Annotated in this window: 27 protein-coding genes; 18 read left to right on the top strand and 9 right to left on the bottom strand. The window is 62.7% G+C overall.

Features of this window, described 5'->3' with window-relative positions:
• Positions 1-31 precede the first annotated feature (31 nt).
• Entirely contained in the window at positions 32-526 is a 495-nt protein-coding gene (locus AC0L2Y_RS20630) for a YegJ family protein (RefSeq protein ID WP_473559054.1), read from the top strand.
• Between the two features lie 13 nt (positions 527-539).
• Here the strand turns inward: AC0L2Y_RS20630 and AC0L2Y_RS20625 are convergent, their stop codons facing one another.
• Together AC0L2Y_RS20625 and AC0L2Y_RS20620 are read right to left on the bottom strand one after the other, a co-directional pair.
• Positions 540-1,511 carry a hypothetical protein gene (locus AC0L2Y_RS20625; protein ID WP_473559053.1) on the bottom strand — a complete coding sequence of 324 codons (972 nt, stop codon included), beginning with the start codon at positions 1,509-1,511 and terminating at the stop codon, positions 540-542.
• A gap of 72 nt (positions 1,512-1,583) precedes the next feature.
• Complete coding sequence (locus AC0L2Y_RS20620) at positions 1,584-2,624, bottom strand: CapA family protein (RefSeq protein WP_473559051.1); 1,041 nt, start codon at positions 2,622-2,624, stop codon at positions 1,584-1,586.
• Between the two features lie 143 nt (positions 2,625-2,767).
• Between AC0L2Y_RS20620 and AC0L2Y_RS20615 the strand changes: the two genes are divergently transcribed.
• The 6 genes from AC0L2Y_RS20615 (at position 2,768) to AC0L2Y_RS20590 (ending at position 10,391) form a co-directional block, all read left to right on the top strand.
• Positions 2,768-4,021 (top strand): hypothetical protein, encoded by a 1,254-nt coding sequence (locus tag AC0L2Y_RS20615; RefSeq protein WP_473559049.1) that lies wholly within the window; start codon positions 2,768-2,770, stop codon positions 4,019-4,021.
• Positions 4,022-4,133: 112 nt separating this feature from the next.
• On the top strand, positions 4,134-7,529 hold the full coding sequence (gene uvrB, locus AC0L2Y_RS20610) for an excinuclease ABC subunit UvrB (RefSeq protein WP_473559047.1): 3,396 nt from the start codon (positions 4,134-4,136) through the stop codon (positions 7,527-7,529).
• 66 nt (positions 7,530-7,595) lie between these two features.
• Positions 7,596-9,125, top strand: a complete 1,530-nt coding sequence (locus tag AC0L2Y_RS20605; protein ID WP_473559045.1) for an ABC-F family ATP-binding cassette domain-containing protein — start codon at positions 7,596-7,598, stop codon at positions 9,123-9,125.
• A 103-nt stretch (positions 9,126-9,228) separates the two neighbouring features.
• Entirely contained in the window at positions 9,229-9,402 is a 174-nt protein-coding gene (locus tag AC0L2Y_RS20600; RefSeq protein ID WP_023719167.1) for a hypothetical protein, read from the top strand.
• Positions 9,403-9,530: 128 nt separating this feature from the next.
• The gene (locus AC0L2Y_RS20595) at positions 9,531-9,959 is read left to right on the top strand and encodes a VOC family protein (protein WP_254819275.1); all 429 of its coding nucleotides are present in this window, start codon (positions 9,531-9,533) and stop codon (positions 9,957-9,959) included.
• Positions 9,960-10,037: 78 nt separating this feature from the next.
• Positions 10,038-10,391, top strand: a complete 354-nt coding sequence (locus AC0L2Y_RS20590; protein ID WP_473559043.1) for a DUF1428 domain-containing protein — start codon at positions 10,038-10,040, stop codon at positions 10,389-10,391.
• Positions 10,392-10,403: 12 nt separating this feature from the next.
• Here the strand turns inward: AC0L2Y_RS20590 and AC0L2Y_RS20585 are convergent, their stop codons facing one another.
• Positions 10,404-12,038: a tetratricopeptide repeat-containing sulfotransferase family protein gene (locus tag AC0L2Y_RS20585; protein ID WP_473559042.1), complete on the bottom strand. Its 1,635-nt coding sequence runs from the start codon at positions 12,036-12,038 to the stop codon at positions 10,404-10,406.
• Between the two features lie 182 nt (positions 12,039-12,220).
• Positions 12,221-12,487, bottom strand: a complete 267-nt coding sequence (locus tag AC0L2Y_RS20580; RefSeq protein WP_473559041.1) for a DUF1488 family protein — start codon at positions 12,485-12,487, stop codon at positions 12,221-12,223.
• A 560-nt stretch (positions 12,488-13,047) separates the two neighbouring features.
• Here AC0L2Y_RS20580 and AC0L2Y_RS20575 point away from each other — a divergent pair.
• From AC0L2Y_RS20575 to AC0L2Y_RS20560, 4 genes are read left to right on the top strand one after another with little or no spacing between them, the layout of a single operon-like run.
• The gene (locus AC0L2Y_RS20575) at positions 13,048-13,314 is read left to right on the top strand and encodes a hypothetical protein (RefSeq protein ID WP_473559040.1); all 267 of its coding nucleotides are present in this window, start codon (positions 13,048-13,050) and stop codon (positions 13,312-13,314) included.
• Positions 13,311-13,556 (top strand): hypothetical protein, encoded by a 246-nt coding sequence (locus AC0L2Y_RS20570; protein ID WP_352489017.1) that lies wholly within the window; start codon positions 13,311-13,313, stop codon positions 13,554-13,556. Before AC0L2Y_RS20575 ends, AC0L2Y_RS20570 begins: the two co-directional genes overlap by 4 nt.
• A gap of 38 nt (positions 13,557-13,594) precedes the next feature.
• Positions 13,595-13,732, top strand: a complete 138-nt coding sequence (locus AC0L2Y_RS20565) for a hypothetical protein (protein ID WP_352489015.1) — start codon at positions 13,595-13,597, stop codon at positions 13,730-13,732.
• Between the two features lie 35 nt (positions 13,733-13,767).
• Entirely contained in the window at positions 13,768-13,992 is a 225-nt protein-coding gene (locus AC0L2Y_RS20560; RefSeq protein WP_292661267.1) for a hypothetical protein, read from the top strand.
• A 10-nt stretch (positions 13,993-14,002) separates the two neighbouring features.
• Here AC0L2Y_RS20560 and AC0L2Y_RS20555 read toward each other — a convergent pair whose 3' ends face one another.
• Complete coding sequence (locus tag AC0L2Y_RS20555; RefSeq protein ID WP_473559037.1) at positions 14,003-14,404, bottom strand: Kazal-type serine protease inhibitor family protein; 402 nt, start codon at positions 14,402-14,404, stop codon at positions 14,003-14,005.
• A 489-nt stretch (positions 14,405-14,893) separates the two neighbouring features.
• Here AC0L2Y_RS20555 and AC0L2Y_RS20550 point away from each other — a divergent pair, with 489 nt between their 5' ends.
• The 3 genes from AC0L2Y_RS20550 (at position 14,894) to AC0L2Y_RS20540 (ending at position 16,150) form a co-directional block, all read left to right on the top strand.
• Entirely contained in the window at positions 14,894-15,106 is a 213-nt protein-coding gene (locus AC0L2Y_RS20550) for a cold-shock protein (RefSeq protein ID WP_006202520.1), read from the top strand.
• Positions 15,107-15,334: 228 nt separating this feature from the next.
• Entirely contained in the window at positions 15,335-15,547 is a 213-nt protein-coding gene (locus tag AC0L2Y_RS20545) for a cold-shock protein (RefSeq protein WP_006202521.1), read from the top strand.
• 192 nt (positions 15,548-15,739) lie between these two features.
• Positions 15,740-16,150, top strand: coding sequence for a BA14K family protein (locus tag AC0L2Y_RS20540; RefSeq protein WP_023678410.1), 411 nt, complete (start codon positions 15,740-15,742; stop codon positions 16,148-16,150).
• Between the two features lie 69 nt (positions 16,151-16,219).
• Here the strand turns inward: AC0L2Y_RS20540 and AC0L2Y_RS20535 are convergent, their stop codons facing one another.
• The 3 genes from AC0L2Y_RS20535 to AC0L2Y_RS20525 all read right to left on the bottom strand — a co-directional run bounded on the left by AC0L2Y_RS20535 (position 16,220) and on the right by AC0L2Y_RS20525 (position 18,388).
• Entirely contained in the window at positions 16,220-16,861 is a 642-nt protein-coding gene (locus AC0L2Y_RS20535; protein ID WP_352508119.1) for an MBL fold metallo-hydrolase, read from the bottom strand.
• 176 nt (positions 16,862-17,037) lie between these two features.
• Positions 17,038-17,349, bottom strand: coding sequence for a hypothetical protein (locus AC0L2Y_RS20530; RefSeq protein ID WP_352450492.1), 312 nt, complete (start codon positions 17,347-17,349; stop codon positions 17,038-17,040).
• A gap of 145 nt (positions 17,350-17,494) precedes the next feature.
• The gene (locus AC0L2Y_RS20525; RefSeq protein ID WP_352489012.1) at positions 17,495-18,388 is read right to left on the bottom strand and encodes a branched-chain amino acid aminotransferase; all 894 of its coding nucleotides are present in this window, start codon (positions 18,386-18,388) and stop codon (positions 17,495-17,497) included.
• Between the two features lie 249 nt (positions 18,389-18,637).
• On the opposite strand from AC0L2Y_RS20525, the gene AC0L2Y_RS20520 reads away from it, so the two are divergent.
• The 4 genes from AC0L2Y_RS20520 to AC0L2Y_RS20505 all read left to right on the top strand — a co-directional run bounded on the left by AC0L2Y_RS20520 (position 18,638) and on the right by AC0L2Y_RS20505 (position 22,566).
• On the top strand, positions 18,638-19,165 hold the full coding sequence (locus AC0L2Y_RS20520; protein ID WP_023719182.1) for a MarR family winged helix-turn-helix transcriptional regulator: 528 nt from the start codon (positions 18,638-18,640) through the stop codon (positions 19,163-19,165).
• The gene (locus tag AC0L2Y_RS20515) at positions 19,152-19,871 is read left to right on the top strand and encodes a response regulator (RefSeq protein ID WP_023678415.1); all 720 of its coding nucleotides are present in this window, start codon (positions 19,152-19,154) and stop codon (positions 19,869-19,871) included. The genes AC0L2Y_RS20520 and AC0L2Y_RS20515 overlap by 14 nt, the downstream gene beginning before the upstream one ends.
• 51 nt (positions 19,872-19,922) lie before the next feature.
• Positions 19,923-21,338: an ATP-binding protein gene (locus AC0L2Y_RS20510; protein ID WP_352489011.1), complete on the top strand. Its 1,416-nt coding sequence runs from the start codon at positions 19,923-19,925 to the stop codon at positions 21,336-21,338.
• Between the two features lie 205 nt (positions 21,339-21,543).
• Positions 21,544-22,566: a glycosyltransferase family 4 protein gene (locus AC0L2Y_RS20505; RefSeq protein WP_473559033.1), complete on the top strand. Its 1,023-nt coding sequence runs from the start codon at positions 21,544-21,546 to the stop codon at positions 22,564-22,566.
• Positions 22,567-22,578: 12 nt separating this feature from the next.
• Here the strand turns inward: AC0L2Y_RS20505 and AC0L2Y_RS20500 are convergent, their stop codons facing one another.
• Positions 22,579-22,938, bottom strand: a complete 360-nt coding sequence (locus AC0L2Y_RS20500) for a tRNA-binding protein (protein WP_352489009.1) — start codon at positions 22,936-22,938, stop codon at positions 22,579-22,581.
• Positions 22,939-22,941 lie beyond the last annotated feature (3 nt).

The raw sequence follows: 22,941 nt of genomic DNA, 5'->3' as shown, positions 1-22,941 counted from the left end.
ATGATGCTGACCATTGTAAGGGCGCCATTCCATGAAGCACCTGTCCCGCGCGATTCTGTCCCTGATGCTAGCGCTTGCTCCGATATCCGCCGAGGCTCAGGATTCCAGTCAGGGCGACGACAGCGTCGTCGCAGTCGCGCCTGACGATCCAGATATGGCGGCGGCGACTGCACAGGCACGTGCCAGCTTGGATGAATTCCTGGCATTATCCCAGAAACCGCCACCTGGAACGGACACATTCAAACTGAAGGTGATGATCAAGGACGGAAACGTCACCGAACACTTCTGGGTCATCCCGTTCCAGCGGACCGAAAACGGATTCGTGGGGATATTGGCGAATGAGCCACATAGTGTCCACAACGTCGTGGCTGGCCAGTATATCGAATTCAACCGAGACGATATTTCCGACTGGGGATACACCAGAAACGGTCACCAGGTTGGCAGTTTCACCGTTTGTGTGATGTTCAGGTCGATGTCGAAGGAAGAAGTCGCCTACATGCGTAGCCAACGCGGCTTCGATTGCTGACCGCCCAGCCGGACTAACCCGCCTCCTCGTCCTTCACGCCGATCTTGCGCACCAGTGCCGCGGTCGCCAGGATGGTGGCTATGTCGGCGATCATCGGCGCAACATGCTTGGCATAGTCGAGCGGCACAGAGATGTCCGGCAGTTCGAAGAAGTTCTTCGTCTGCGGAAGCAGCAGAAAGCCGTCGCTGCCGTTGAGCGCGACGCGTGCCGGTTCCTTCGGCCATGTTTCGCCGAGCCATTCGAGCGCCTGCGCCAGCCGGCCGGTCACCAGCGGCCGCGCCGCTTCGATGTTGTCGGTGTGGAACTCATAGGCGGCGTCGAGTTCGGGTACGCCGCATGACAATTGTTCTGTCTTGCCGCCGAACATGCCTCGGAAGAAACCGACCACCATATTGGCACGGCGCGCCGCCACCAATATTCCCGGGAACGGCGCAATGGTGTCGAACGCGATAATGACGCCCTTGAAGGCCTGCGATGTGGTCTTGCCGTTCCTCTCCAGCAGCGTCACCTCATAGAGCTCGAACGCAAAGTCTTCGTACCGACCGGAAACGATGTCCTCGAAATATGAACGGTTGAACGCGCCAATCGTCTCGCGTGGTAGCCGATCGAAGGAGTTCGGCGTTACGCCATGCTGATAGCGCACGTCCTGGATGAAGCCGAAGACGATCGGCAGCAAACTGTTGCGAAACGACTGCTGCAATTTGCTCGCTGGCTTGATCGCCCGGAAATAGAGCAGGATCGCCGCCAGGAATCCGCCGATATAGAGGAATACATGCGGGGTCGAGAACCACTGCTCGTTCGGGTCGGCAACCCCGTTGAAGAGCCAGGCCACAAACACCACGAAAACCAGCACCAGCCCGATGAAAAGTGGCACCCGCCAGCGCGTCCGGCGATGGGCCGAAGCTCTTTCGGCCTCATAGGCCTCGATGTTCTTCCTGAGGCCGGCGATCACCGCTTCGCTCGGCATGAAATCCGCAGTTTCCATCACCCACCGCCGCCACAAGCCTGCCCGCGTTGAGCATGATAGCCGGTTTGGTGGACCGCGTCAGCGCGGCCGTCAGCGCACGGCACCGAAGATCGCATCGAGGCGGGCCAGAACCCTTTGCCCCAATTTTCCTTCCAGCGCTTCGACCGGGACCAGCCGCTCGTGATCGCCGGCGCACAGCCGCATGAAGGCATGCAGCCGGTAGGCGGCGATGGCCCCGCGCGTGCCGGAATCGGCGCTGATGTCGACGACGAGAATGGCGCCGATGCGGCCCGGCCATGGCTGCCGCGCGAAGGCGGTGCCGATGAAATCGCCGAGCCCATAGGCAACGAGCGTCTGGCCGATCCGCTCGATCGGCTGAACGACATGGGCGTGATGTCCGGCGACCAGGCCGACGCCATGTTCGGCCAGAAGCCGCGCCAGTGCCCGCGTCTTCGCACGCGGAAAATGCCGGAATTCCCAGTCCCAATGCGGTACCGCGCAGAGGAGATCGACACCCGAAGCGGCGTCGCGCGGCCATTGCGTCGGATCGCCTTGCATCGAGACTCGGCCCGCGAACTGAGCCGCGCCCGTATTGCGCCACAAGGTAAAGGCGGCAAGGCCAATGGTCAGCGAACCAACCGCAAACCGCTCGACCGGAGCCGCAGTGCCGATCGTGCGGATGCCTAATTGCTCCAGCGCGGCGACGGTCTCGTCGAAGCCGGCAATACCCTGGTCGAGCACATGGTTGTTGGCCAGCGACAGTACCAGTTTTTCACGCGGGATGCCGACGGCGGCCAGGGCCTCGGCAAGGAACCGCTCGCTCATCGCGTGATGCGTGCCAAACCTTGTACCCAAAACAGCGCTCGGCCGCTCCACCACCGGGCTTTCGCAATTGCCGACCACTAGATCGGCCGAGGCAAGCAGTGCCGCAATCGCCGGATCGCAGTCCGGCGCGCGGCGATTGGCCACCGCCGAGATATCGCCGACGAAAGCCAGCCGCACCGTCCGCGCCGGCGGCGGTTCGAGCAGGGCTGCGGCCGCCGGAGCAAAGCCGCGCGCGTCGCCATCGAGCGAAGGCCAGAGGAAGCGTGGCAGCCAGGACAGTTTGTAGGAAAGCGGATAGTTCGACACGCGACGCCCAATCGTTTGCCTTGTGTAGACCGTCCGCCGGCTTGATTGAAGCGTCGACTATTATGGGTGAACCACAGGGCCACAGGCGCAGCGAACCAAATGCGTGTATGATCCACTGCGGAGCGACAAAAGGGGCGATCACGATGAAGCGTTTTTCCAGGCTGGTGGCGTGCGCCATCATTCTTCTCCTGCCGCTGGCTTCAGCCAGTGCCGCGGCTCCCGAACAGGCCGCCCTGTTCGAGGCAAAAACGGTGAATGAGCGCGACGGCGCCCTTGCCGCGCTGGAAACCGCAGCGCCCGGCGATCCGGCAGCTGCCTACGCCGCCGGCGCCGGCGAATTCTTCACCGCGCTGGAGATCCTGGCCGGCGGCCTGCACCGCCACGGTTTCGAAAGCCCGCAATCCTTCATGCTGCCGCTGATGCGGCTGCCGGTGCCGGACAATGCCAATCCCGAGCCGCTGACCTACGAGCAATTCCGCGCCATTCTCGTTGCCTTCCGCGACAGGCTGGAGAAATCCGCAGCCACGCTCGGTTCGGTGCCCGCCGACGCGGACATCAGCATGGTCATCGACCTCACCCGCCTCGGCATAGACCTCAACGAAGACGGCATGATCGCGCCGGACGAAAGTGCTGCCGCGATCATGGCGTCTCTGTCACGCGGCAGCGGTGCGCCAGACGTGGCCGCACCCGCCCTCACCTTCCGATTCGACCGCGCCGACGGCTACTGGCTGCAGGGCTATGCCGAGTTCCTGATGGCGCAGGCCGACTTCTGGCTGGCGCATGATTTCAGGAACACGTTCGACGGCTCCTTCCACATGCTGTTCCCGCGCGCAAAACTGCCGCTGCAGGACACGCTCGTGCCGCTGGACGGCGGCATGGGCGGCGGCATTCTGACGTCCGAATGGCGCCTCGCCGACTTCATCTCCCTGGTGCATCTCATCAACTGGCAAGTGGTCGAGCCTGAGCGCCGGCAAGCGGCACGCCGCCATCTCATGGAAATGATCCGGCTGTCGCGCGAGGACTGGAAAGCCATCCGCGCCGAAACCGACAATGACCGCGAATGGCTGCCCGGGCCGCAGCAGAAAGGCGCCAGCCCGCTGACCGGCCTCGACGTCGGCGAGCAGCAGGTGCAGGCCTGGCTCGCCGCCCTGGCCATGGCCGAGGATCTTCTGGAAGGCCGCAGCTTGCTGCCGCATTTCCGCATCGCCGACAAAGGCATCAACATGAAGCGCTTCTTCGACGAGCCAAAACCCTTCGACCTGGTGCTGTCGATCACCGGCCCGGCCATCGCGCCCTATCTCGAACGCGGCAAGGTTCTCACCAGCGAGGAGTTCAACCAGATCCAGCGCCAGTTCGGCGGCGCCGGGTTTCTGACGTTTGCGCTGTGGTTTAATTGAGGGCGTGGTTCGACGTCACTCCTGACAGCCTGCTGTCAGCAGCCAAATTGCGCCTCGCGCCACCCGCCACTCCGCTCTTTCCATTTTGGCCGATACCTCCCATATTCGGGCCATGGCCAGACTCTCCGACAAGAAAACGCCGCCGCCGGCGAATGACGAGCGCGCTTCGCCGCCCAAGCGGCGCAGTCGGCTGACCGATTTCCTCGATGCCTCGGAGCCCCTGTGCAAGGGCGGCTTTGCCGAGGCGCCGCAGGCCGAGTTCACCGGCGCGCCGCTGACCGGCTCGATCGCCGACTGGGCCGAGCAGATCGAGCAGGAAGCCGAGAAGGAAGGGCGCCAAATCTCCCCCCTCGAGGGGGAGATGTCGCCGAAGGCGACAGAGGGGGTCGCCGGAGGCAGCGCGGCACGCAAAGGAGCGCCGAGCACTGCCGCACCGACCCCACCCGGCGGCTCCGCCGCCACCCTCCCCTCGAGGGGGAGGGAAGGCGCCAAGCCGGCGAAGAAAATCCCGGAGCGCTCGTCTTCCCCCGGCCGTACGGCACGCGGTACCTCGATGGGCGGCGCGGCTTCGGCGCGGGAGCGTACTGCGGCCGGTCTCAACCCTGTCGCCGGCCTCGATGTCTCCCTGGAAGAGGCCGAGACCATGGCCTCGGGCGGCGTCACCGCCACCGTCGCGGCGCTGTCGGCGCTGATCGAATCCGGCAATCCGCTGCACAAGGACGGCGTGATGTGGACGCCGCACCGTCCTGCCCGGCCGGAGAAATCCGAAGGCGGCATCGCCATCAGGATGGTCTCGGATTTCCAGCCGGCCGGCGACCAGCCGACGGCGATCAAGGATCTCGTCGAGGGCGTCAACAGCAACGACCGCACCCAGGTGCTGCTCGGCGTCACCGGCTCGGGCAAGACCTTCACCATGGCCAAGGTAATCGAGGAGACGCAACGCCCCGCTCTGATCCTGGCGCCCAACAAGACGCTTGCCGCGCAGCTCTATTCCGAGTTCAAGAAATTCTTCCCTGAAAACGCCGTCGAGTATTTCGTCAGCTACTACGACTATTACCAGCCCGAGGCCTATGTGCCTCGGACCGACACCTACATCGAGAAGGAATCCTCGATCAACGAGCAGATCGACCGCATGCGCCATTCGGCGACGCGCTCGCTGCTCGAGCGCGACGACGTCATCATCGTCGCCTCGGTGTCCTGCATCTACGGTATCGGCTCGGTCGAGACCTATACGGCGATGACCTTCCAGATGCAGATCGGCGACCGGCTCGACCAGCGCGCGCTGCTCGCCGACCTCGTCGCCCAGCAATACAAGCGCCAGGACATCAACTTCGTCCGCGGCTCCTTCAGGGTGCGCGGCGACACGATCGAGATCTTCCCGGCCCACCTCGAGGACCGCGCCTGGCGCATCTCGCTTTTCGGCGACGAGATCGAGGCGATCACCGAATTCGATCCGCTGACCGGCCAGAAAACCGGCGAGCTGAAGAGCGTCAAGATCTACGCCAATTCGCACTATGTGACGCCGCGCCCGACCTTGAATCAAGCCATCAAGTCGATCAAGGAAGAACTGAAGTATCGCCTGCAAGAGCTTGAAAAGGCTGGCCGCCTGCTTGAGGCGCAGCGGCTGGAGCAGCGCACCCGCTTCGACTTGGAGATGCTGGAAGCGACCGGCTCCTGCGCCGGCATCGAGAATTATTCGCGCTATCTCACCGGCCGCCAGCCGGGCGATCCGCCACCGACCTTGTTCGAATACATCCCCGACAATGCGCTGGTCTTTGTCGACGAAAGCCACGTCACCATACCGCAGATCGGCGGCATGTATCGCGGCGACTTTCGCCGCAAGGCGACGCTGGCCGAGTATGGTTTCCGCCTGCCGTCCTGCATGGACAACCGGCCGCTGCGCTTCGAGGAATGGGACGCCATGCGCCCGCTCTCCGTCGCGGTTTCGGCGACGCCTGGCGCCTGGGAGATGGAGCAGTCCGGCGGCGTCTTCGCCGAGCAGGTCATCCGCCCGACCGGCCTGATCGACCCGCCGGTCGAAGTGCGCCCGGCCAAGACACAGGTCGACGACGTCGTCGGCGAAATCCGCGAAACCACTAGGGCCGGCTACCGCACGCTGGTCACTGTGTTGACCAAGCGCATGGCCGAGGATTTGACCGAATATCTGCATGAGCAGGGCATTCGCGTCCGCTACATGCACTCCGATATCGACACGCTGGAGCGAATCGAAATCCTGCGCGACCTGCGCCTCGGCGCCTTCGACGTGTTGGTCGGCATCAACCTCCTGCGCGAAGGCCTCGACATTCCCGAATGCGGCTTCGTCGCCATTCTCGACGCCGACAAGGAAGGTTTCCTGCGCTCAGAGACGTCGCTGATCCAGACCATCGGCCGCGCCGCGCGTAACGTCGACGGCAAGGTTGTCCTCTATGCCGACCAGGTCACCGGCTCTATGGAGCGGGCGATGGCCGAGACCAACCGCCGTCGTGAAAAGCAGATGGAGTGGAACGCGGCCAACGGCATCACCCCGGAATCGGTCAAGTCGCGCATTTCGGACATTCTGGATTCGGTCTACGAGAAGGACCATGTCCGCGCCGACATCTCGCAGTTCACCGACAGCGCCGGCGCGATGATGGGCAACAATCTGAAAGCCCATCTCGACGCGATGGACAAGCAGATGCGCGACGCCGCCGCCAATCTCGACTTCGAGAAGGCGGCCCGCATCCGCGACGAGATCAAGCGGCTGCGAGAGATGGAGCTGTCCATCTCCGACGATCCGCTGGCCAAATATGCCGACATGGAAAGCCCGGTCTCGGGCCGCGAAAAGGGCAAGCACAACAAGGGCGTGGCCAAACATCGTACAGCAGAGGAACAGGAGCGTTTCCGCAAGCTCGATGAGGCACATGCCGCCGAAGAGGCGGCCAAGGCTGCCCGGCCCAACCTCTTCCGCAAGCCGGAGCTCGACGAAATGGGCGCCGACGGCGCTGTGCCGGTCAAGAAGCCGCTGTTCGCCAAGCCGTCGCTGGACGATATGGGGCCTGGCACCGACATGCCGACACCGTCAGGCGCGGTGTCCCGTTCGCTGTTCAAGAAACAGTCGGCGCAGGAGGCGCACGGCTCGGATTTCGGTATACCGGGTGAACCGACCAAACCGCTGTTCAGGAAGAACTCACTGGACGAGATGACGGTGCGGCGGACCGAGAAGCCGGTCGAGGGAAAAGTGCCGGCGAAACCGCAGCCAATCTCCCCCCTTGTGGGGGAGATTGGCAGCTTCGGCGCTCGCTCACTCCAGCGCCAACCGCTTGCCATCGGCCCCACCCCTGGTGTAACCCAATCCCTATACTCGAACGTCTTGAAAGGAGGGCTGCGTGTTTTTCGACCACCACCGTCAGCGCGGCCCTGTCTCTGCCCTGCGAGCTTGCTTGCAGGGCTGACCAGAGACGGTCCGGGTTTTTCTTCCCGCTTCGATTTTTTTGGTCCGCCTTTCGTGGTGCTGCAACGCCGAGCCTGATGGCCAGCCTGCGCACCGTCAAAGTGCATCAGCCGGAATCACTCCGGACAGACCAGAGAAATCGACATGGCCCTGATCAGCCTCAAGTCCCTCGGCGTCACCATGAGTGCGCCGCTCTTCTCCCATCTCGACCTCACCATCGGCGCCGGCGACCGGCTCGGCATCGTCGCCGCCAATGGTCGCGGCAAATCCACTTTTTTGAGGTGCCTGACGGGCGAGTTCGAAGCCACCACAGGCGACATCACCCGCACGCGCGGCCTGCGCATCGGTTATGTCGAGCAGGTCATCCCCGCTGCGCTGGCCGGGCGCAGCTTTCATGAGGTGGTGGCAGACGCCTTGCCAGCCGAGCAGGCCGAAGGCGAGCAATGGCGCGTCGATGTGGTTCTCGACTCGCTCGACGTGCCGCAGCCGATGCGCGAGCGGCCGATGCTGGCCTTAAGCGGCGGCTGGCAAAGGCTGGCGCTGATCGCGCGCGTCTGGGTCACCGATCCTGACGTCCTGCTTCTCGACGAACCGACCAACCATCTCGACCTCGCCAAGATCAGCCAGCTCGAGACCTGGCTGAACGCCTTGCCGCGCGAGGTGCCGGTGGTGATCGCCAGCCACGACCGGGCGTTCCTCGACGCGACGACCAACCGCACGCTGTTCCTGCGTCCCGAACAATCGCCGGTGTTTTCGCTGCCCTATTCGCGGGCGAGGCTTGCGCTGGACGAGGTCGACGCCTCGACCGAACGCAAATTCCAGCGCGACATGAAAGTGGCGCAGCAGCTGCGCCGGCAGGCGGCCAAGCTCAACAATATCGGGATCAATTCCGGCAGCGACCTTTTGACGGTCAAGACCAAGCAGCTTAACCAGCGGGCAGAGCGTCTGGAAGAAGCGGCAGCGCCGGCACACCGCGAAAGATCGGCGGGCACGATCAAGCTCGCCAATCGCGGCAGCCATGCCAAGGTGCTGATCACGCTCGAAGATTTGGCGGTCGGAACACCCGACGGCACGGTTCTGTTCAGCACCGGCAAGCGCCACATCTGCCAAGGCGACCGCATCGTCCTGCTCGGCCGTAACGGCGTCGGCAAATCACGGCTGATCGGCCTGATCCGGAATGCCATCGTCGCGCCGCAAACGGCGGCGCAAGGCGTGAAGGTGACGCCGTCGACCGTGCTCGGCTATAGCGACCAGGCGTTGTCGGGCATCAGCGGCGACGACACGCCGCTGGCGATGCTCTCGCGCAGATTCGATGTCGGCGAGCAGCGCGCCCGCTCGCTGCTGGCGGGCGCCGGCGTTAGCATCGACATGCAGGAGCGCAGAATCGGCGTGCTGTCGGGCGGACAGAAGGCACGGCTGATGATGCTGGCGCTCAGGCTCGCCAATCCCAATTTCTGTTTGCTCGACGAGCCGACTAACCACCTCGATATTGATGGCCAGGAAGCGCTGGAAGCGGAATTGCTGGAACGTCAGGCGAGCTGCCTGCTTGCCTCGCACGACCGCTCCTTCATCCGCGCGGTTGGCAACCGCTTCTGGCTGATCAAGAAACGGCGGCTGACCGAAGTCGACGACCCGGAGGGGTTCTTCCAGGAGGTTGCCGAAGCGGGCAGCTGAAAAATTGCGAGAAAAATTCCGGTGCCCTGTCGGATGATGATCGCATGCCACGTCCTTGGGACGCCGACACGGTGATGCCGGCGCCAATCGAGGAGAAAGCATCATGTCTATTCTGTCATCCATAGGTCACGCCGTAACGCGTTACTCGGCGGCTCGCGCTCGTTATCGCAGCGAACGCGCCATCCTTTCATTGCCGATCGAGCTGCGCAAAGATATCGGCTGGCCGGAAATCGTCGTCGACGCGCAAAACAGCCCGCGGATTCGCATCGAAGGTTGAAAGGTGGCAGTTGGCCTGGCAGCAGACGCCATTTCGAGTCCAAAAAAGCCATCGGCCGTGTAGGATCGTCGCCGTTCCGTTCGTCCTGTGGTTCGCAAAGGCAAACCAGACGCAAAGAGGAGCATGATATGAATGACCAGCCACAGACCCAGTCCGCCGCCAAAGTGCTTGGCGGATTGACGCCCTACCTTCAGTTGGACGGCGCTTTCAAAGCCGCAGAATTTTACCAAAAGGCCTTCGGTGCCGAGCAGGTCTTTGCCTATCCGCCGGATGAACAGGGCCGCACCATGCATATCCATCTCCACATCAACGGTTCGACCCTGATGCTTTCCGACTTCTATCCCGAGCATGGAATGGCCGCTGTGAAGCCGCAGGGCTACACCATGCAGCTCCATCTCGGCAGCGACGACATCGACGCCTGGTGGAAGCGGGCCATCGAGGCGGGCTGCGAGGAAGTCGTGCCGTTGCAGGTGATGTTCTGGGGTGACCGCTGGGGCAATATGCGTGATCCGTTCGGCGTCGAATGGGCAATGAACGCACCGGTGAAAGCAGCTTAACATCCAACACAGGCTGTGTTTGAAATCACCTCTCCCCGCTCTAGAGGGAGAGGAAAACAATCGCATGGAGGAAGACAGATGTCCTATGTCGACGGTTTCGTACTGGCCGTGCCCAAGGCAAATCTCGATGCCTACAAGAAAATGGCGCAGACGGCCGGCGCCGTCTGGAAGGAGCATGGCGCGTTGGCCTATGTCGAATGCATTGGCGACGACGTACCCTATGGCGAGCTCACCTCGTTCCCGCGCGCCGTGCAGGCCAAGGAAGACGAGGTCGTCGTCTTCTCCTGGATCGTCTATGAATCCAGGCAGAATCGTGACGCGGTGATGGCCAAGGTGATGGCCGATCCGCGCCTCAAGCCGGACTGGGAGACCATGCCGTTCGACGGCAAGCGCATGATCTTTGGCGGCTTCCAGCCGTTTTTGGAGCTGTAGGTCCGCAACGCATTACGCTAGTCGGTCGAGCAGCGGCTTCAGCCGGTCGCCATAGCGCTTCCACAGATCGACCGAGCCCTGATATATCGGCTGGCGCACCTGCGCGGCCGACGCCGTGCGCACCGGCCGGTCGGTGTTGTGGAACGACAGCACGGCGTCGTCCCACGGCAGGCCGAGATGGGCGATCAGCGCCCGCGACTGGCCTTCCTGGTCGGCGACGAAATCCTCGTAGCGAACGTCGTGCACGACACCAGGCAGCACGGCGTGCCAGTGCGCCATGATATCGGTGTAGAGATTGTGGAAATCGGCGAGCTCGCCGAGGTCGTAGCCGTAGCGGTGGCTGTCGCCGCGGAAATGCACCTTGTAGATCGACAGGCAGGTCGCCGCCGCATCGCGCGCGCAATGGATGATCTTGGCCTTCGGCAGCATCATATGGATGAAGCCGACCAAGAGGAAATTGCCGGGCATCTTGTCGGTGACGTGCCGAGAACCCGGATAGCGGGCGTGCAGCATGTCGAGATAGGCCTGGCCGGCCTCGGCATAGGCCTTGTCGGGCATGTCGGTGATGCCCCAGGGAAAGCCGCCCTTCATGCCGAGCGGAAACTGCTTGCCAACCGCCGTCTTCAAAATGCTGAGCTCGCCGGCGCCATAGACCTGCGGATGGCTGGCGATGATCTGCTCGACCAGCGTGGTGCCGGAACGCGGCATGCCGACGACGAAGATCGGCGTGGCGTCGGCGATCCCGCTCGGCCTGTGCTTTTCAAAAAAGGCCTTGTCGAACACCGCCTTCATCGCCTCGAACTCGCCGCGCGTCTTGCCGGCGTCGTAGTCGATGCCCTGGCGGCGGATCGCGTTGCCTTCGGCGAAATAGTCGAAGGCGCGGCCATATTCCCTGAGGTCGTCATTGGCCTTGCCGAGGCCGAAGGAAAGCTGCATGCGCGCCAGGCTGCCTTGCGGCGCCTTGGCGTGCTCCGCCTCCATGCGGGCAAGCTCGGCGTCGCGCTCCTCCTGGCGCTTGACCTGGGTGAGCATTAGCCAGGCTCTGGCCATGCCGGGATCCACCGCCAGCGCCTGCCTGAAAAGATCGGCAGCCTCGTCGAGATTGCCCTTTTCCATCAGCCCGACGCCCAAGCCGTGCAAAAGATCGGCATCCTTCGGCCGGATCGTCAGTGCCTCGCGAAAAACAGCCAGTGCCTCACCCAGCCGGCCCGCTTCCTGCAGCGTTTCGGCAAGCCCGACGCGGGCGCGGACATGGAACGGGTTGCGGCCGATCGTGCCGCGATAAATATCCTCGGCGCCTTCGAATCGGCCGAGCTGCTTCAGCGACGAGCCGAGATTGTCACGCGCCGCCAACTGCTCCGGCCGGATCGCCACCGCCTTGCGGAAGAGATCGGCGGCGGCCGCTACCCGGCCGAGGTCGCGCAGTACGGTGCCGAGATTGTTGAGGAAATCCGGATTGTTCGGCTGCAGACGCGCCGATTGTTCGATCAGCGCCAGCCCCTCGGCACTGCGCCCGGTCTGGTGCAGCAGAAGCCCGAGGAAATGCGCAGCAGCCGGGTGGTTGGGCTTTTGCGACAGCACCTGACGGTAAAGCGCCTCGGCTTCCTGCCGGCGCCCCGCCTGGTGCAACTGCAGCGCCTGCTGCACGTGCTGGTCGAGCCCCAGCGGCGGCTGTCCGCCTGAGCCGTAACGTGCGCCTGCCGGTCGTCTCGGATTTCTGTTGATGGGAAACCTGCCGTGTTGTCCGCCTGCCGCGATCTAGGCCATCGCTGCGGCACGTGCAAGAGCAGACGGCGGTCGTTGCGAAGCAAACCTCCGAACCCGGGAACTTACCGAAAGTCGGTCGGCGTCAGCACATACATGTTCTTGCGGCCGTGCGAGTAGGCTTGGCGCGCAATCTCGTGGATCGACGAACGCTTGGCGTCGAAGGCGTTGAGAAATTCGGCCTCGGCTCCGCTTGCAGCCGGGTTTGCCGCCGAAAGTGCCGCAACCTCGACAAAGAACGGGACTTCGAGCATGCCGTCATGGCCGACGAAACGAATGCGCTTGGCCGCCGCGTCATAGGAGCGGCTGGGGTTGGGAAAATTCAGCGTCATGGTTGCGCGTCAAATCAGGCGGTTGCTTTCGGCAAGCTGGCGCGCCCGCCGCGCTGTTCCGTCAGTGTCGGCAATTCTTCGCCTCGCCGCCTCGTCGCTTCTTATAGTGAGGCGCGGCGACAAGACCTTTATCGGCTTGGTGACGGGACTGACTGCAACTGTCGGGACATCAGGTGTTCTTGCGGAATTCATCACTCACATCCTTTGATACCTGGATAAATACAAATGCCGGAGGAATTTTTCCGGAAGTTCTTCAAACAAGTTTTGAGGTGCACCGGGATCGTATCATCGTTCTGCAGATAACTATAGAAAAGTAATTTTGCATTGGTAGGGGTAAGAGGCCGAAAACTTCTTGAATAAGCCGTATTTTCAGACTAATGGTATGAAACCGTTTTGGGTCATGCTTGGCCCCGCGGCGTCAGGGGTTCTCGGCCCGCCAAACTTATCCAAATCGCCGACACCTGGTACCGCAATGCAGGCTCCGCTTCCGGGGCAGGCCGGAAAGAAACTTCAAGGCACGAGAAACTTCAAGGCACAAGCGAGAACTTCGAGGCACAAGAATGTCTGCTCGCACCACCCATTCCATCGCGCATTTCGCGGCACCGTTCGTGCTTGGCGGGCTGGATGGCGTGCAGCCGGCCGGCGACTATGACATCGACCACGACGAAGAGCTGATCGACGGCATGTCGTGGCCTGCCTGGCGCCGCGTCGCCACTTTCATCCATCTGCCGGCAAGGACAGTGAAAAGCGCGACCAGCCAGCTTGTCGCCATTGACCATGCCGAGCTCGACGCAGCGCTTCAGCACGACCAGGAGAACGCCACATGATCCGCTTCCAGCAGAGTGCGCGGCGCACGGACACGCCGGCGCATATCTTCACCGTCGGCCAGACCGTCCGTATGAAGAGCCGCACCGGCCTTGCCCAAAAGACCGCGGAGCTGTTCCAGATCAAGAGCCGGCTGCCGGTCAAGGACGGCTCGCCGCAATATCGCATCCGCAGCGATCAGGAGACCTATGAGCGGGTCACCACGGAAGACAATCTCGAACCGGTCGACAACCCGGCCAACTGATCCGAAAGCAATCCGCAACACGTATAAGGGATCAGAAAATGGCCAAGGGTCAACAGCGCAGCAATCGCGAGACGCGCAAGCCCAAGAAGGACAAGGTGGCGGCAAAACCGGCCTCGCCCTTCGGCTCGGCGGTCAAGCAGGCGGAGACCGCTGTGAAACCCAGGTCCAAAGGCTAGGGTTCGATCGCACGACAATCTGCCTGGAGGCGTGCTTGAACTTCGTCATCGAGTTCTACCGCTCGCGCGATGCCGACGAAGCGATACTCGATCGAGTGTCGCTCGAGGCACCGAACCTGCGCGCCGCCCTGCAAGGCGCCGCCACGCTGCTTCACACGCTGATGATGCCGCAGATCCCCGATCGCCTGCGCATCTCCAACGAAGACGGCGCCGAGCTCTACGTCGGCCCCGCCGATGGTGCCTATCCGGACGAACAGTGAGGCCGGTGCGCTAGCAAGGCCCGTCATCGACGACGCGATAATCCGCGGCGCGGGCTTCGCATTCGTTGGGGAATGTGCGCAGTTCGCCATGGCGACGGGCACAGACCGGGCGGTATTCGCGGGTGCAGAATGTCTGCTCCTCACCACCACCGCCGCCGCCGCGGCACTCGCCCTCGCGAATGATGCGGTATCCGGCCCGTTCGGCAAGGCAGGCATTGGCAAAGGTCTGGCGGTCGCCGCCGCGCCGGGCACAGACCGGGTCATATTGCTTGGTGCAGAATTGCGGCCCCGGCCGTGGCGGGCGCGGCCCCGCCCCCTCATCATCCACCACGACGGTGCAGGCTGCGAGAATTGCCGACAGGAACAGGATGGAAAAAACCTGCCGCGGAAAGATTGCCGCAAGAAGCCGCATGAATGTTCCCTCCCCTCGAAACTCCTGCCTGCACAAATGGTGCCTGGGTCAGGCCGATCCTCGTCATTCCGCTGCTAAATGCAACCCCTGTTTGCAACTGGCGAGCCAGGGCGGTACGGCGGCGCAAGCCAAGACAGCACCTGTCCCGCTTGCTGGACCATGCCTGGGTGAAGTCTGGCCGATGACCGCGCGGAGAACCGGGACTATCGGTGCGATGCGTCGGGATGCGCCCGTTGGGCCGCCCGCGGCTCTATCTTGCAAGCATCACGTTTCCGTGCGATAAATTTTGTGTTCGGGCATTTGCGACCCGGAGAGCGGAACGTTTTGGACGACCTTTCCCCGATACTGTGAATCTCTGACAGCCCCGTTTTCGGCGGGGGGTTTTACCATGCGCCAATGCATGACTGCCGAAGCAACCACCGGGACTTGCCCACGGCGCCAGGCGCGGGCGGAACCACCAAGACTGACACGGGTGAAGGAGTTTCCCCAATGGCCCAGACCGGCACCGTTAAATTCTTCAACGCTACCAAAGGCTTCGGCTTCATCACGCCCGATGGCGGCGCCAAGGATGTGTTCGTCCACATCTCGGCGATCGAGGCTTCCGGGCTGCGCACGCTCGTCGACGGTCAGAAGGTCACCTTCGATGTCGAGCCCGACCGTATGGGCAAGGGTCCGAAAGCGGTCAATCTCCGCGCTGCCTGAAACCACAGCGTGCCGCGCGTCCTTTCGGGGTGTGAGGATGCTGCAAGGCTTTGGAGTGAACTTGGATTCTGTAAAGGCGCGGCGGTTTTCGTCGCGCCTTTTGTGTTCCGGGATGCTTGCTGGTGCCCGCAAAACTTTCTCTTGCCGATGGCACTAAAATAAAGGACAAATTTCCCTCCGGGCATTTGCCGGCCCGAGACTGGACTTGTGGGATCAAAGGAGCTTCCCATGCCGCAGACCGGCACCGTCAAATTCTTCAATCACGCCAAGGGCTTCGGCTTCATCACGCCGGACGACGGGGCAAAAGATGTCTTCGTCCATATTTCGGCCGTGCAGGCGTCGGGTCTTCCCGGTCTTGAGGATGGGCAGAAAGTGACATTCGACACCGAGCCGGACAAGCGCGGCAAGGGTCCGAAAGCCGTCAACCTGTCGATCGGCTGAACCAGCCCTGGGCAGAATGGACGTGGGCCGGTCTGGTCTGCGGAGTTTGCCGCACGCTTGAATCGCCCAGTTAGATGAACCGCCCGGTCAAAGTTCGTTCAGCCCCCGTTCAGCCACGGTCGCATATTAATCTTCGTTAAAGCCGGACCGCATCCCCCGAAAACGACCCGGGCCGGCACGAAGGAGACCGACATGAACCGAATTTTCAAGACTGCCATCCTGTCCGCCGCGGTTGTTGCGACCACACTTGCGACCTTGCCCGCGGCCAATGCCGACGAATGGCGTCATCACCGCCGCCACCACGGCCACGGCGACGCCGTTGCCGCCGGCGTGCTCGGCCTTGCGGCCGGTGCCCTGATCGGCGGTGCCCTCGCCAGTCCGCAGCCCCGCTATTACGATCCGGCCTATGATGATGAGTACTACCGGCCTGCCCCGGTGCGCCGTTATTACGTACAGCCGCGAGTAGCCTATGCCGAAAGCTATGCGGAGCCGTGGACCCGCGGCTGGTACGAATACTGCTCGGACCGCTACCGGAGCTTCAACGCGCGTACCGGCACGTTCACCGGCTATGACGGCGAACAGCATTTCTGCACCGCCAATTAACGGAGGCAGTTTCCCGCCGGAAAGAAGCGCGGTCGCACAGGCCGCGCTTTTTGTTTCCGGCAAGCGGTTTCAGATCAGGAACGGATTGCTCCGCCGCTCCTCACCGAAGCGGCCGCCGGGACCATGGCCGCAGATGAAGCCTATGTCGTCGCCCAACGGCAAAAGCTTCTCCTTGATCGAGGCGATCAGCGCGGCGTGATCGCCGCCCGGCAGGTCAGTGCGGCCGACCGAACCGCGGAACAGCACGTCGCCGACATGGGCGAACTTCGCCGCCCGGTTATAGTAGACGACGTGGCCGGGTGCGTGGCCCGGACAATGGAGCACCTCAAACACATGTGAGCCAAACGAAACGGTCTCGCCTTCGGCAAGGAACCGGTCAGGGACACAGTTGCGCACGGGATCGGTGATGCCGTAGCGCTTTGCCTGGTTCTCGAGATTGGCGAGCAGTGGCCGGTCGGCGGCATGCGGGCCGATGATCTCGATACCGAGCGCCTCCTTCAGTTCCATGGCCCCGCCGGCATGGTCGATATGGCCGTGCGTGATCCAGATCGCGCCGGCAGTGATCGCATTGTCCTCGAGCGCCGCCAGCACCTTGTCGATGTCGCCGCCCGGATCGATGACAACGCCTTGCCTGTCGTCCATGTCGAAGAGGATGGTGCAATTCTGCTGGAACGGGGTGACCGGCACGATGCCGGCGTTGAGCTGACCCATATTCGTCCTTTCACGCTGTCGGAGCGCTGCGCGCCCCCTCGAACGCGTCAGGGAAGCCCTAACCTTGAATCAGGCCCTGATGTAGAGACACACGCGAACGGCGTCCACCGCTCCCACAAACGGCAAACGAAATGGGCGGCTGAAGCCGCCCATTTGAAAACCTGAAACGTCGAAGCTTATTTCTTCATCGCGTTCATGACCGCACCGATGATGCCGGTCAGGATGGCGCCACCGCCGGCACCGCCAACGATATTTGAAATGTTCAACGCGCTGCCGGCCCCTGCCGCCGTGGCGGCTGCTGCCGGATCGACCGAGCCACCCAGCAGACTGTTGAGGATGGCCGCACCGCCGACGCCGCCGACAGCGCCGCCCAGGATTTTGGTAAGCTGCCCCATCGCCGCAGTCTTGATAGCCGCACCCACCGCCTGACCACCGATGATGCCCGTAATCACCTGAATAATGATCGGAAGAAGCGTGTTCATATCCATATTTCCAGTCCCTCCATAGCCGCCAGCCTCCCAGGCCGACGCTATCATGAGACGCCGAATTGAATGAAAGTCAAATGCGCAAACGCTTAAATAAAAGGGGCGGCCCGAAAACCGCCCCTACTTGATAAAAAACCTGTGACTTTCGTTATTCTGCTGCAATCGCGTGGTTGGGTTGAACCGCCGCAGAATAGTCGTTCATCAATGTCTTGGCGATATCGCCGACCTCGAATCGGTAGGGACCGATCTCCGAAACCGGCGTCACCTCGGCTGCCGTCCCGGTGAGGAAGCACTGCTGGAAGCCTTCAAGCTCTTCCGGCATGATGGCGCGCTCGATCACCTCCAAACCACGGTCCTTGGCAAGGCCGATGACCGTGCGGCGGGTGATGCCGTCGAGGAAGCAATCGGGTTTGGGCGTATGGATCTTGCCGTCCTTGACGAAGAAGATGTTGGCACCTGTCGCTTCCGCCACCTGGCCACGCCAGTCGAGCATCATGGCGTCGGCATAGCCCTTGGCCTCGGCGGCATGCTTGGACATGGTGCAGATCATGTAGAGGCCGGCCGCCTTTGATTTCGACGGTGCGGTGCGCGGGTCGGGGCGGCGCCATTCGGCCATGTCGAGGCGGATGCCCTTGAGCTTCTGCGCCGGGTCGAAATAGCTCGGCCACTGCCAGATTGCGATGGCGCAGTTGATCCGGCTGTTCTGTGCGGAAACGCCCATCTGTTCACTGCCGCGCCATGCGATCGGCCGGACATAGGCGTCCTGGAAACCTTGCTTCTTCAACAGCGTACGGCAGGCGTCGTCGATCTCGGCGACCGAGTAGGGTATCTTGAAGCCAAGCAGGCGCGCCGATTCATGCAGGCGTTCGGTGTGGTCGGTCAGCTTGAAAATTTCGCCGCCATAGGCGCGCTCGCCCTCGAATACCGCGCTGGCGTAGTGCAGCCCGTGGGTCAAGACGTGGATCTTGGCGTCGGCCCATTTGACGAATTCGCCGTTCATCCAGATAAAGCCGTCCAGTTGGTCGAAGGGAACGGATGCCATGGTAACCTCCCGCGGGCGGCAGCCCGCACATCATTGTGTCGTTGCGTGTTTCGTTTCGGCCGCTGCAGGCCGCCATTGTCCTAAAGCGTAGGCGGATATTTAAGGTCTGGCAAACTCAGGAAGTTCCGGAAAAAACGGCTTCGCTTGCCTTTTCGTTCGCAATCCGCCGAAAAGCTTGCCAAAAATTACCATCACGCGGAAAATACGTCAATAGTGCTGACATAATTTCCTGCTTCACACGGAGAGAAGATGACGAGCCACGCAGCCGCAGAGCCGATCAGGACGGCGATCACCGACGAGGACGGCATCGATTTCGCCATCATCGAGCTGTTCTTCTTCGCCTATCGCGACTTTACCTCCGATCCGGACCAGATCCTGGCCGATTACGGTTTTGGCCGTGCCCATCACCGGGTGCTGCATTTCGTCAATCGCCGGCCCGGTCTGACGGTCGCCGAACTCCTCGACGTGCTCAAGATCACCAAGCAGAGCCTGGCGCGCGTGCTCAAGCAACTGATCGACACCGACCATATCGTGCAATTGCAGGGCCCTCGCGACCGCCGCCAGCGCGAACTCTACCCGACGGCCAAGGGCCGTGCGCTGGCGCTGGCGCTGGCGCGGCCACAGTCGCGCCGCATCCATGCTGCATTGGAAGATTCCGGAGCCACCGAACGCGCCGTTATCGAACGGTTCCTGGAAGCGATGGTCAATCCGGAACTAAGGGCGCAGATCGACATTGTGCCCGCAAAGATGTCAGGGAAAAGCCATGGAGACCATTGAGAGGGTTGATCATCCGACAGCACCGGAAGACGATGCGCCGCATCTGCTTGTGGTCGATGACGACACCCGTATCCGCAATCTTCTGAAACAGTATCTGACCGAAAACGGCTTTCGCGTTACCGTCGCCGGAAATTCCGGAGAGGCGCGGCGCAAGCTCGCCGGCCTCGACTTCGATCTGATCGTGCTCGACGTCATGATGCCGGGTGAAAGCGGCGTCGATCTCACCAAGGCGCTGCGGGCGGAGAAAAACGTGCCGATCCTGATGCTCACCGCACTGTCCGAAACCGACAGCCGGATCACCGGGCTCGAGGCCGGCGCCGACGACTATCTGCCTAAACCGTTCGACCCGCGCGAACTGATCCTGCGCATCAACAATATCCTGCGCCGCGGCGGTCCCGCGACGACGCCCAAGGTCGAACAGCTGGTCTTCGGCCCCTATACGTTCCAGATCGCCAGGCGTGAGCTGAAGCGCGGCGGCGAGGCGCTCAAGCTGACCGACCGCGAGCAGGAGATCCTGGCGATCTTCGCAGCGCGTGCCGGCGAGACGATACCGCGGCATGAGCTTGTCGGCGACGAGTCCGAGGTCGGCGAGCGCACGATCGACGTCCAGATCAACCGGCTGCGCCGCAAGATCGAACGCGATCCGTCCAATCCGGTGTGGCTGCAGACAGTGCGCGGTATTGGGTATCGGCTCAGCGTGGAATAGAATGCCGCCGACAGCGGTCCTTTGCCGGGCCGCCGGTGAGCGAAAAGACGAATGGCGACCACGCAACTCGAACGGCCGGGAGATGGCGGCTTGAGCGCTCGCGCGACGCGGGCGCTCAAGGCCGTGCCGCGCGCTTGGAACCGTTTCTGGCGCCTCGTGTCGCTTTACATGCCGAAGCGGCTCTATGCCCGCTCGCTGATCATCGTCATCGCGCCGATGATCATGCTGCAGTCGGTCGTCGCCTTTGTTTTCATGGAGCGCCACTGGCAGACCGTGACGCAGCGCCTGTCGCAGGCCACGGTGCGCGACATCGCCGCCATTATCGACCTGATAGAGACCTATCCGCACGACGCTGATTACGCCAACGTCATTCGCATCGCCCAGGATCGCATGCAGCTGAAGGTCGACCTCCTGCCACCCGACCCGCTGCCGCCACCCGGGCCAAAGCCGTTCTTCTCGATTCTCGACGAGATCCTTTCGTCCGAGATCACCCGCCAGATCAACCGTCCGTTCTGGATCGATACCGTCGGCAATTCCAATATCGTCGAGGTCCGCGTCCAGCTCGAGAACAAGGTGCTGCGCGTCTTCGTGCGCCGCAGCCAGGCCTATGCATCGAACACCCATATTTTCCTGATCTGGATGGTTGGCACCTCGCTGGTGCTGCTGATGATCGCCATTCCCTTCCTGCGCAACCAGATCCGGCCGATTCTGACGCTGGCCGAGGCGGCCGAGAGTTTCGGCAAAGGCCGGCCGATGCCGCGCGATTTTCGCCCGCGCGGAGCTGAGGAAGTCCGCCGCGCCGGCTTTGCCTTCATCCAGATGCGCGAACGCATCGAACGCCAGCTCGAGCAGCGTACCGCCATGCTGAGCGGCGTCAGCCACGATCTGAGGACCATCCTCACCCGCTTCAAGCTACAATTGGCGCTTGCCGGGACCAAGGCGGCCGATACCCAGGCACTCGACCAGGACATCGACGACATGCAGTCGATGCTGGAAGGCTACCTTGCCTTTGCACGCGGCGAAGCGTCGGAAGACGCCGGTCAGTTCGATCTCGAAGCCTTCTTCGACAAGCTTCGCGAGGAAGCCGCGCTGCGCAAGCGCAAGCTATCGACCGTGCTTGTCGGCGATCCGCATGTGCATGTGCGCCCCAATGCCTTTGCCCGGCTGCTGTCCAACGTCGTCGGCAATGCATTCCGCTATGCCAAGACGGTGGAGATCAATGCCAGTCATGGTCGCGGTTCGCTGCTCGTCACCATCGACGATGACGGCCCGGGCATTCCGCCCGAAAAGCGGGAGGATGTATTCAAGCCTTTCGTGCGGCTGGACGAGGCCCGCAACCTGGACGCCAGCGGCACCGGCCTTGGCCTCTCCATCGCACGCGACATTGCCCGCAGCCATGGCGGCGACATCGCCCTCGAACGCAGCCCGCTCGGCGGCCTTCGGGCGGTGATCAAGGTCCCGGCTTGACGGCAGCGAGACCCGGCCTTCATCGGCCCGTCACGAAACCATGGTGAAGAGCGCCAATGAAGCGCGCGATTCTGATTGATTCGGCCCTGCGGCCTCATTTCGACCCCGCGCCGGCCCGGGTGCGCCGGTGCGAGGCCAGAGCTGCGGCGTGGTCGCCGTTCAGGTATCGCGGCAAGGCAATCAAGCTCTCCGCCAAGGGACCGCCATGCGCATCCTGATGGTCACCGACGCCTGGCGCCCGCAAGTCAACGGCGTCGTCCACACGCTGGAGCGTCTCTCGGAGACCCTGAAATCCTTCGATGTCGAGACGGACTTCCTGACGCCGAACATCTTTCGCACCCTGCCTCTGCCGACCTATCCCGATATCAGGCTGGCGCTGACGACGCCGCACCGCGTGGCGCAGCTGATCGAGGCACGCAAGGTGGACCACATCCATATCGTCACCGAAGGACCGCTCGGCATTATGGCCCGGCGCTACTGCCGCAACGCCGGCCGCCCGTTCACGACCAGCTATCACACACGTTTTCCGGAATATCTGAGCGCGCGCCTGCCGGTGCCTGAAGCATGGGCCTATCGCTGGCTGCGCGATTTCCACAATTCCGGGCAGGGCACGCTGGTCGCCACACAGTCGCTTGCCGACGATCTTGCGGCGCGCGGCTTCACGAAGCTCCGGCCGTGGACGCGCGGCGTCGACACTGATCATTTTCGGCCGGACAAAAGAAAAGACCTGGGATTTCCCGGACCGATCTTCCTCTGCGTCGGCCGCGTCGCGATCGAAAAGAACCTGCCGGCCTTCCTCGACCTCGACCTGCCGGGCAGCAAGGTGGTCGTAGGCGAAGGGCCGGAATTGGCGAAGCTGAAGGCCAGATATCCCCATGCCCATTTCCTCGGCCATCGCCCGAACGACGAACTGGCCGAGATCTACGCTTCGGCCGATGTTTTCGTCTTCCCCAGCCGCACCGACACATTCGGCAACGTCATCATAGAGGCGCTGGCCAGCGGCACGCCGGTCGCAGCCTATCCAGTCACCGGTCCGATCGATATTGTGGGTGACGGCATCGGCGGTGCGGTATCGGACGACCTGCGGCAAGCAGCGCTCGCGGCCCTTCACGTCGACCGCGCCGAGGCGCGGCAACGCGCGATGCGCTACAGCTGGAAGGCCTGCGCGGAAATGTTCATGGAAACGGTCGAAGAAGCGCTCGGTACCACGCGTAAACTGGCCGCCTGAGCAAAAGCGCAGTTAAAACAATCTGCCGCCGTCCGGCACCCTGCGCTCGATCGCGCCGAGGACGACGGCGCCCTCTTCGTCGGGAAAGCCGAGCGCCAGCACTTCCGACATGAATGGCCCGATCTGGCGAGGCGGGAAATTGACCACAGCGAACACCTGCCGGCCGATCAAGGTTTCGGGCGTATAGTATTTCGTGATCTGGGCCGAGGATTTCTTCACCCCGATCACGGGACCAAAGTCGATTTTCAACTTGATCGCCGGCTTGCGCGCCTCGGGAAAAGGCTCGGCCTCGACGATCGTGCCGGCGCGGATGTCGATGCGGTCGAAATCGGCAAAGCTGATCTCGGGTTTTCGCGCGTTGCTCGAACTCATCGT

This window comes from Mesorhizobium sp. WSM4830 (assembly GCF_055811495.1).
The sequence above is the reverse complement of the archived record's forward strand: the minus strand, read 5'-3'. Positions and strand labels throughout refer to the sequence as shown.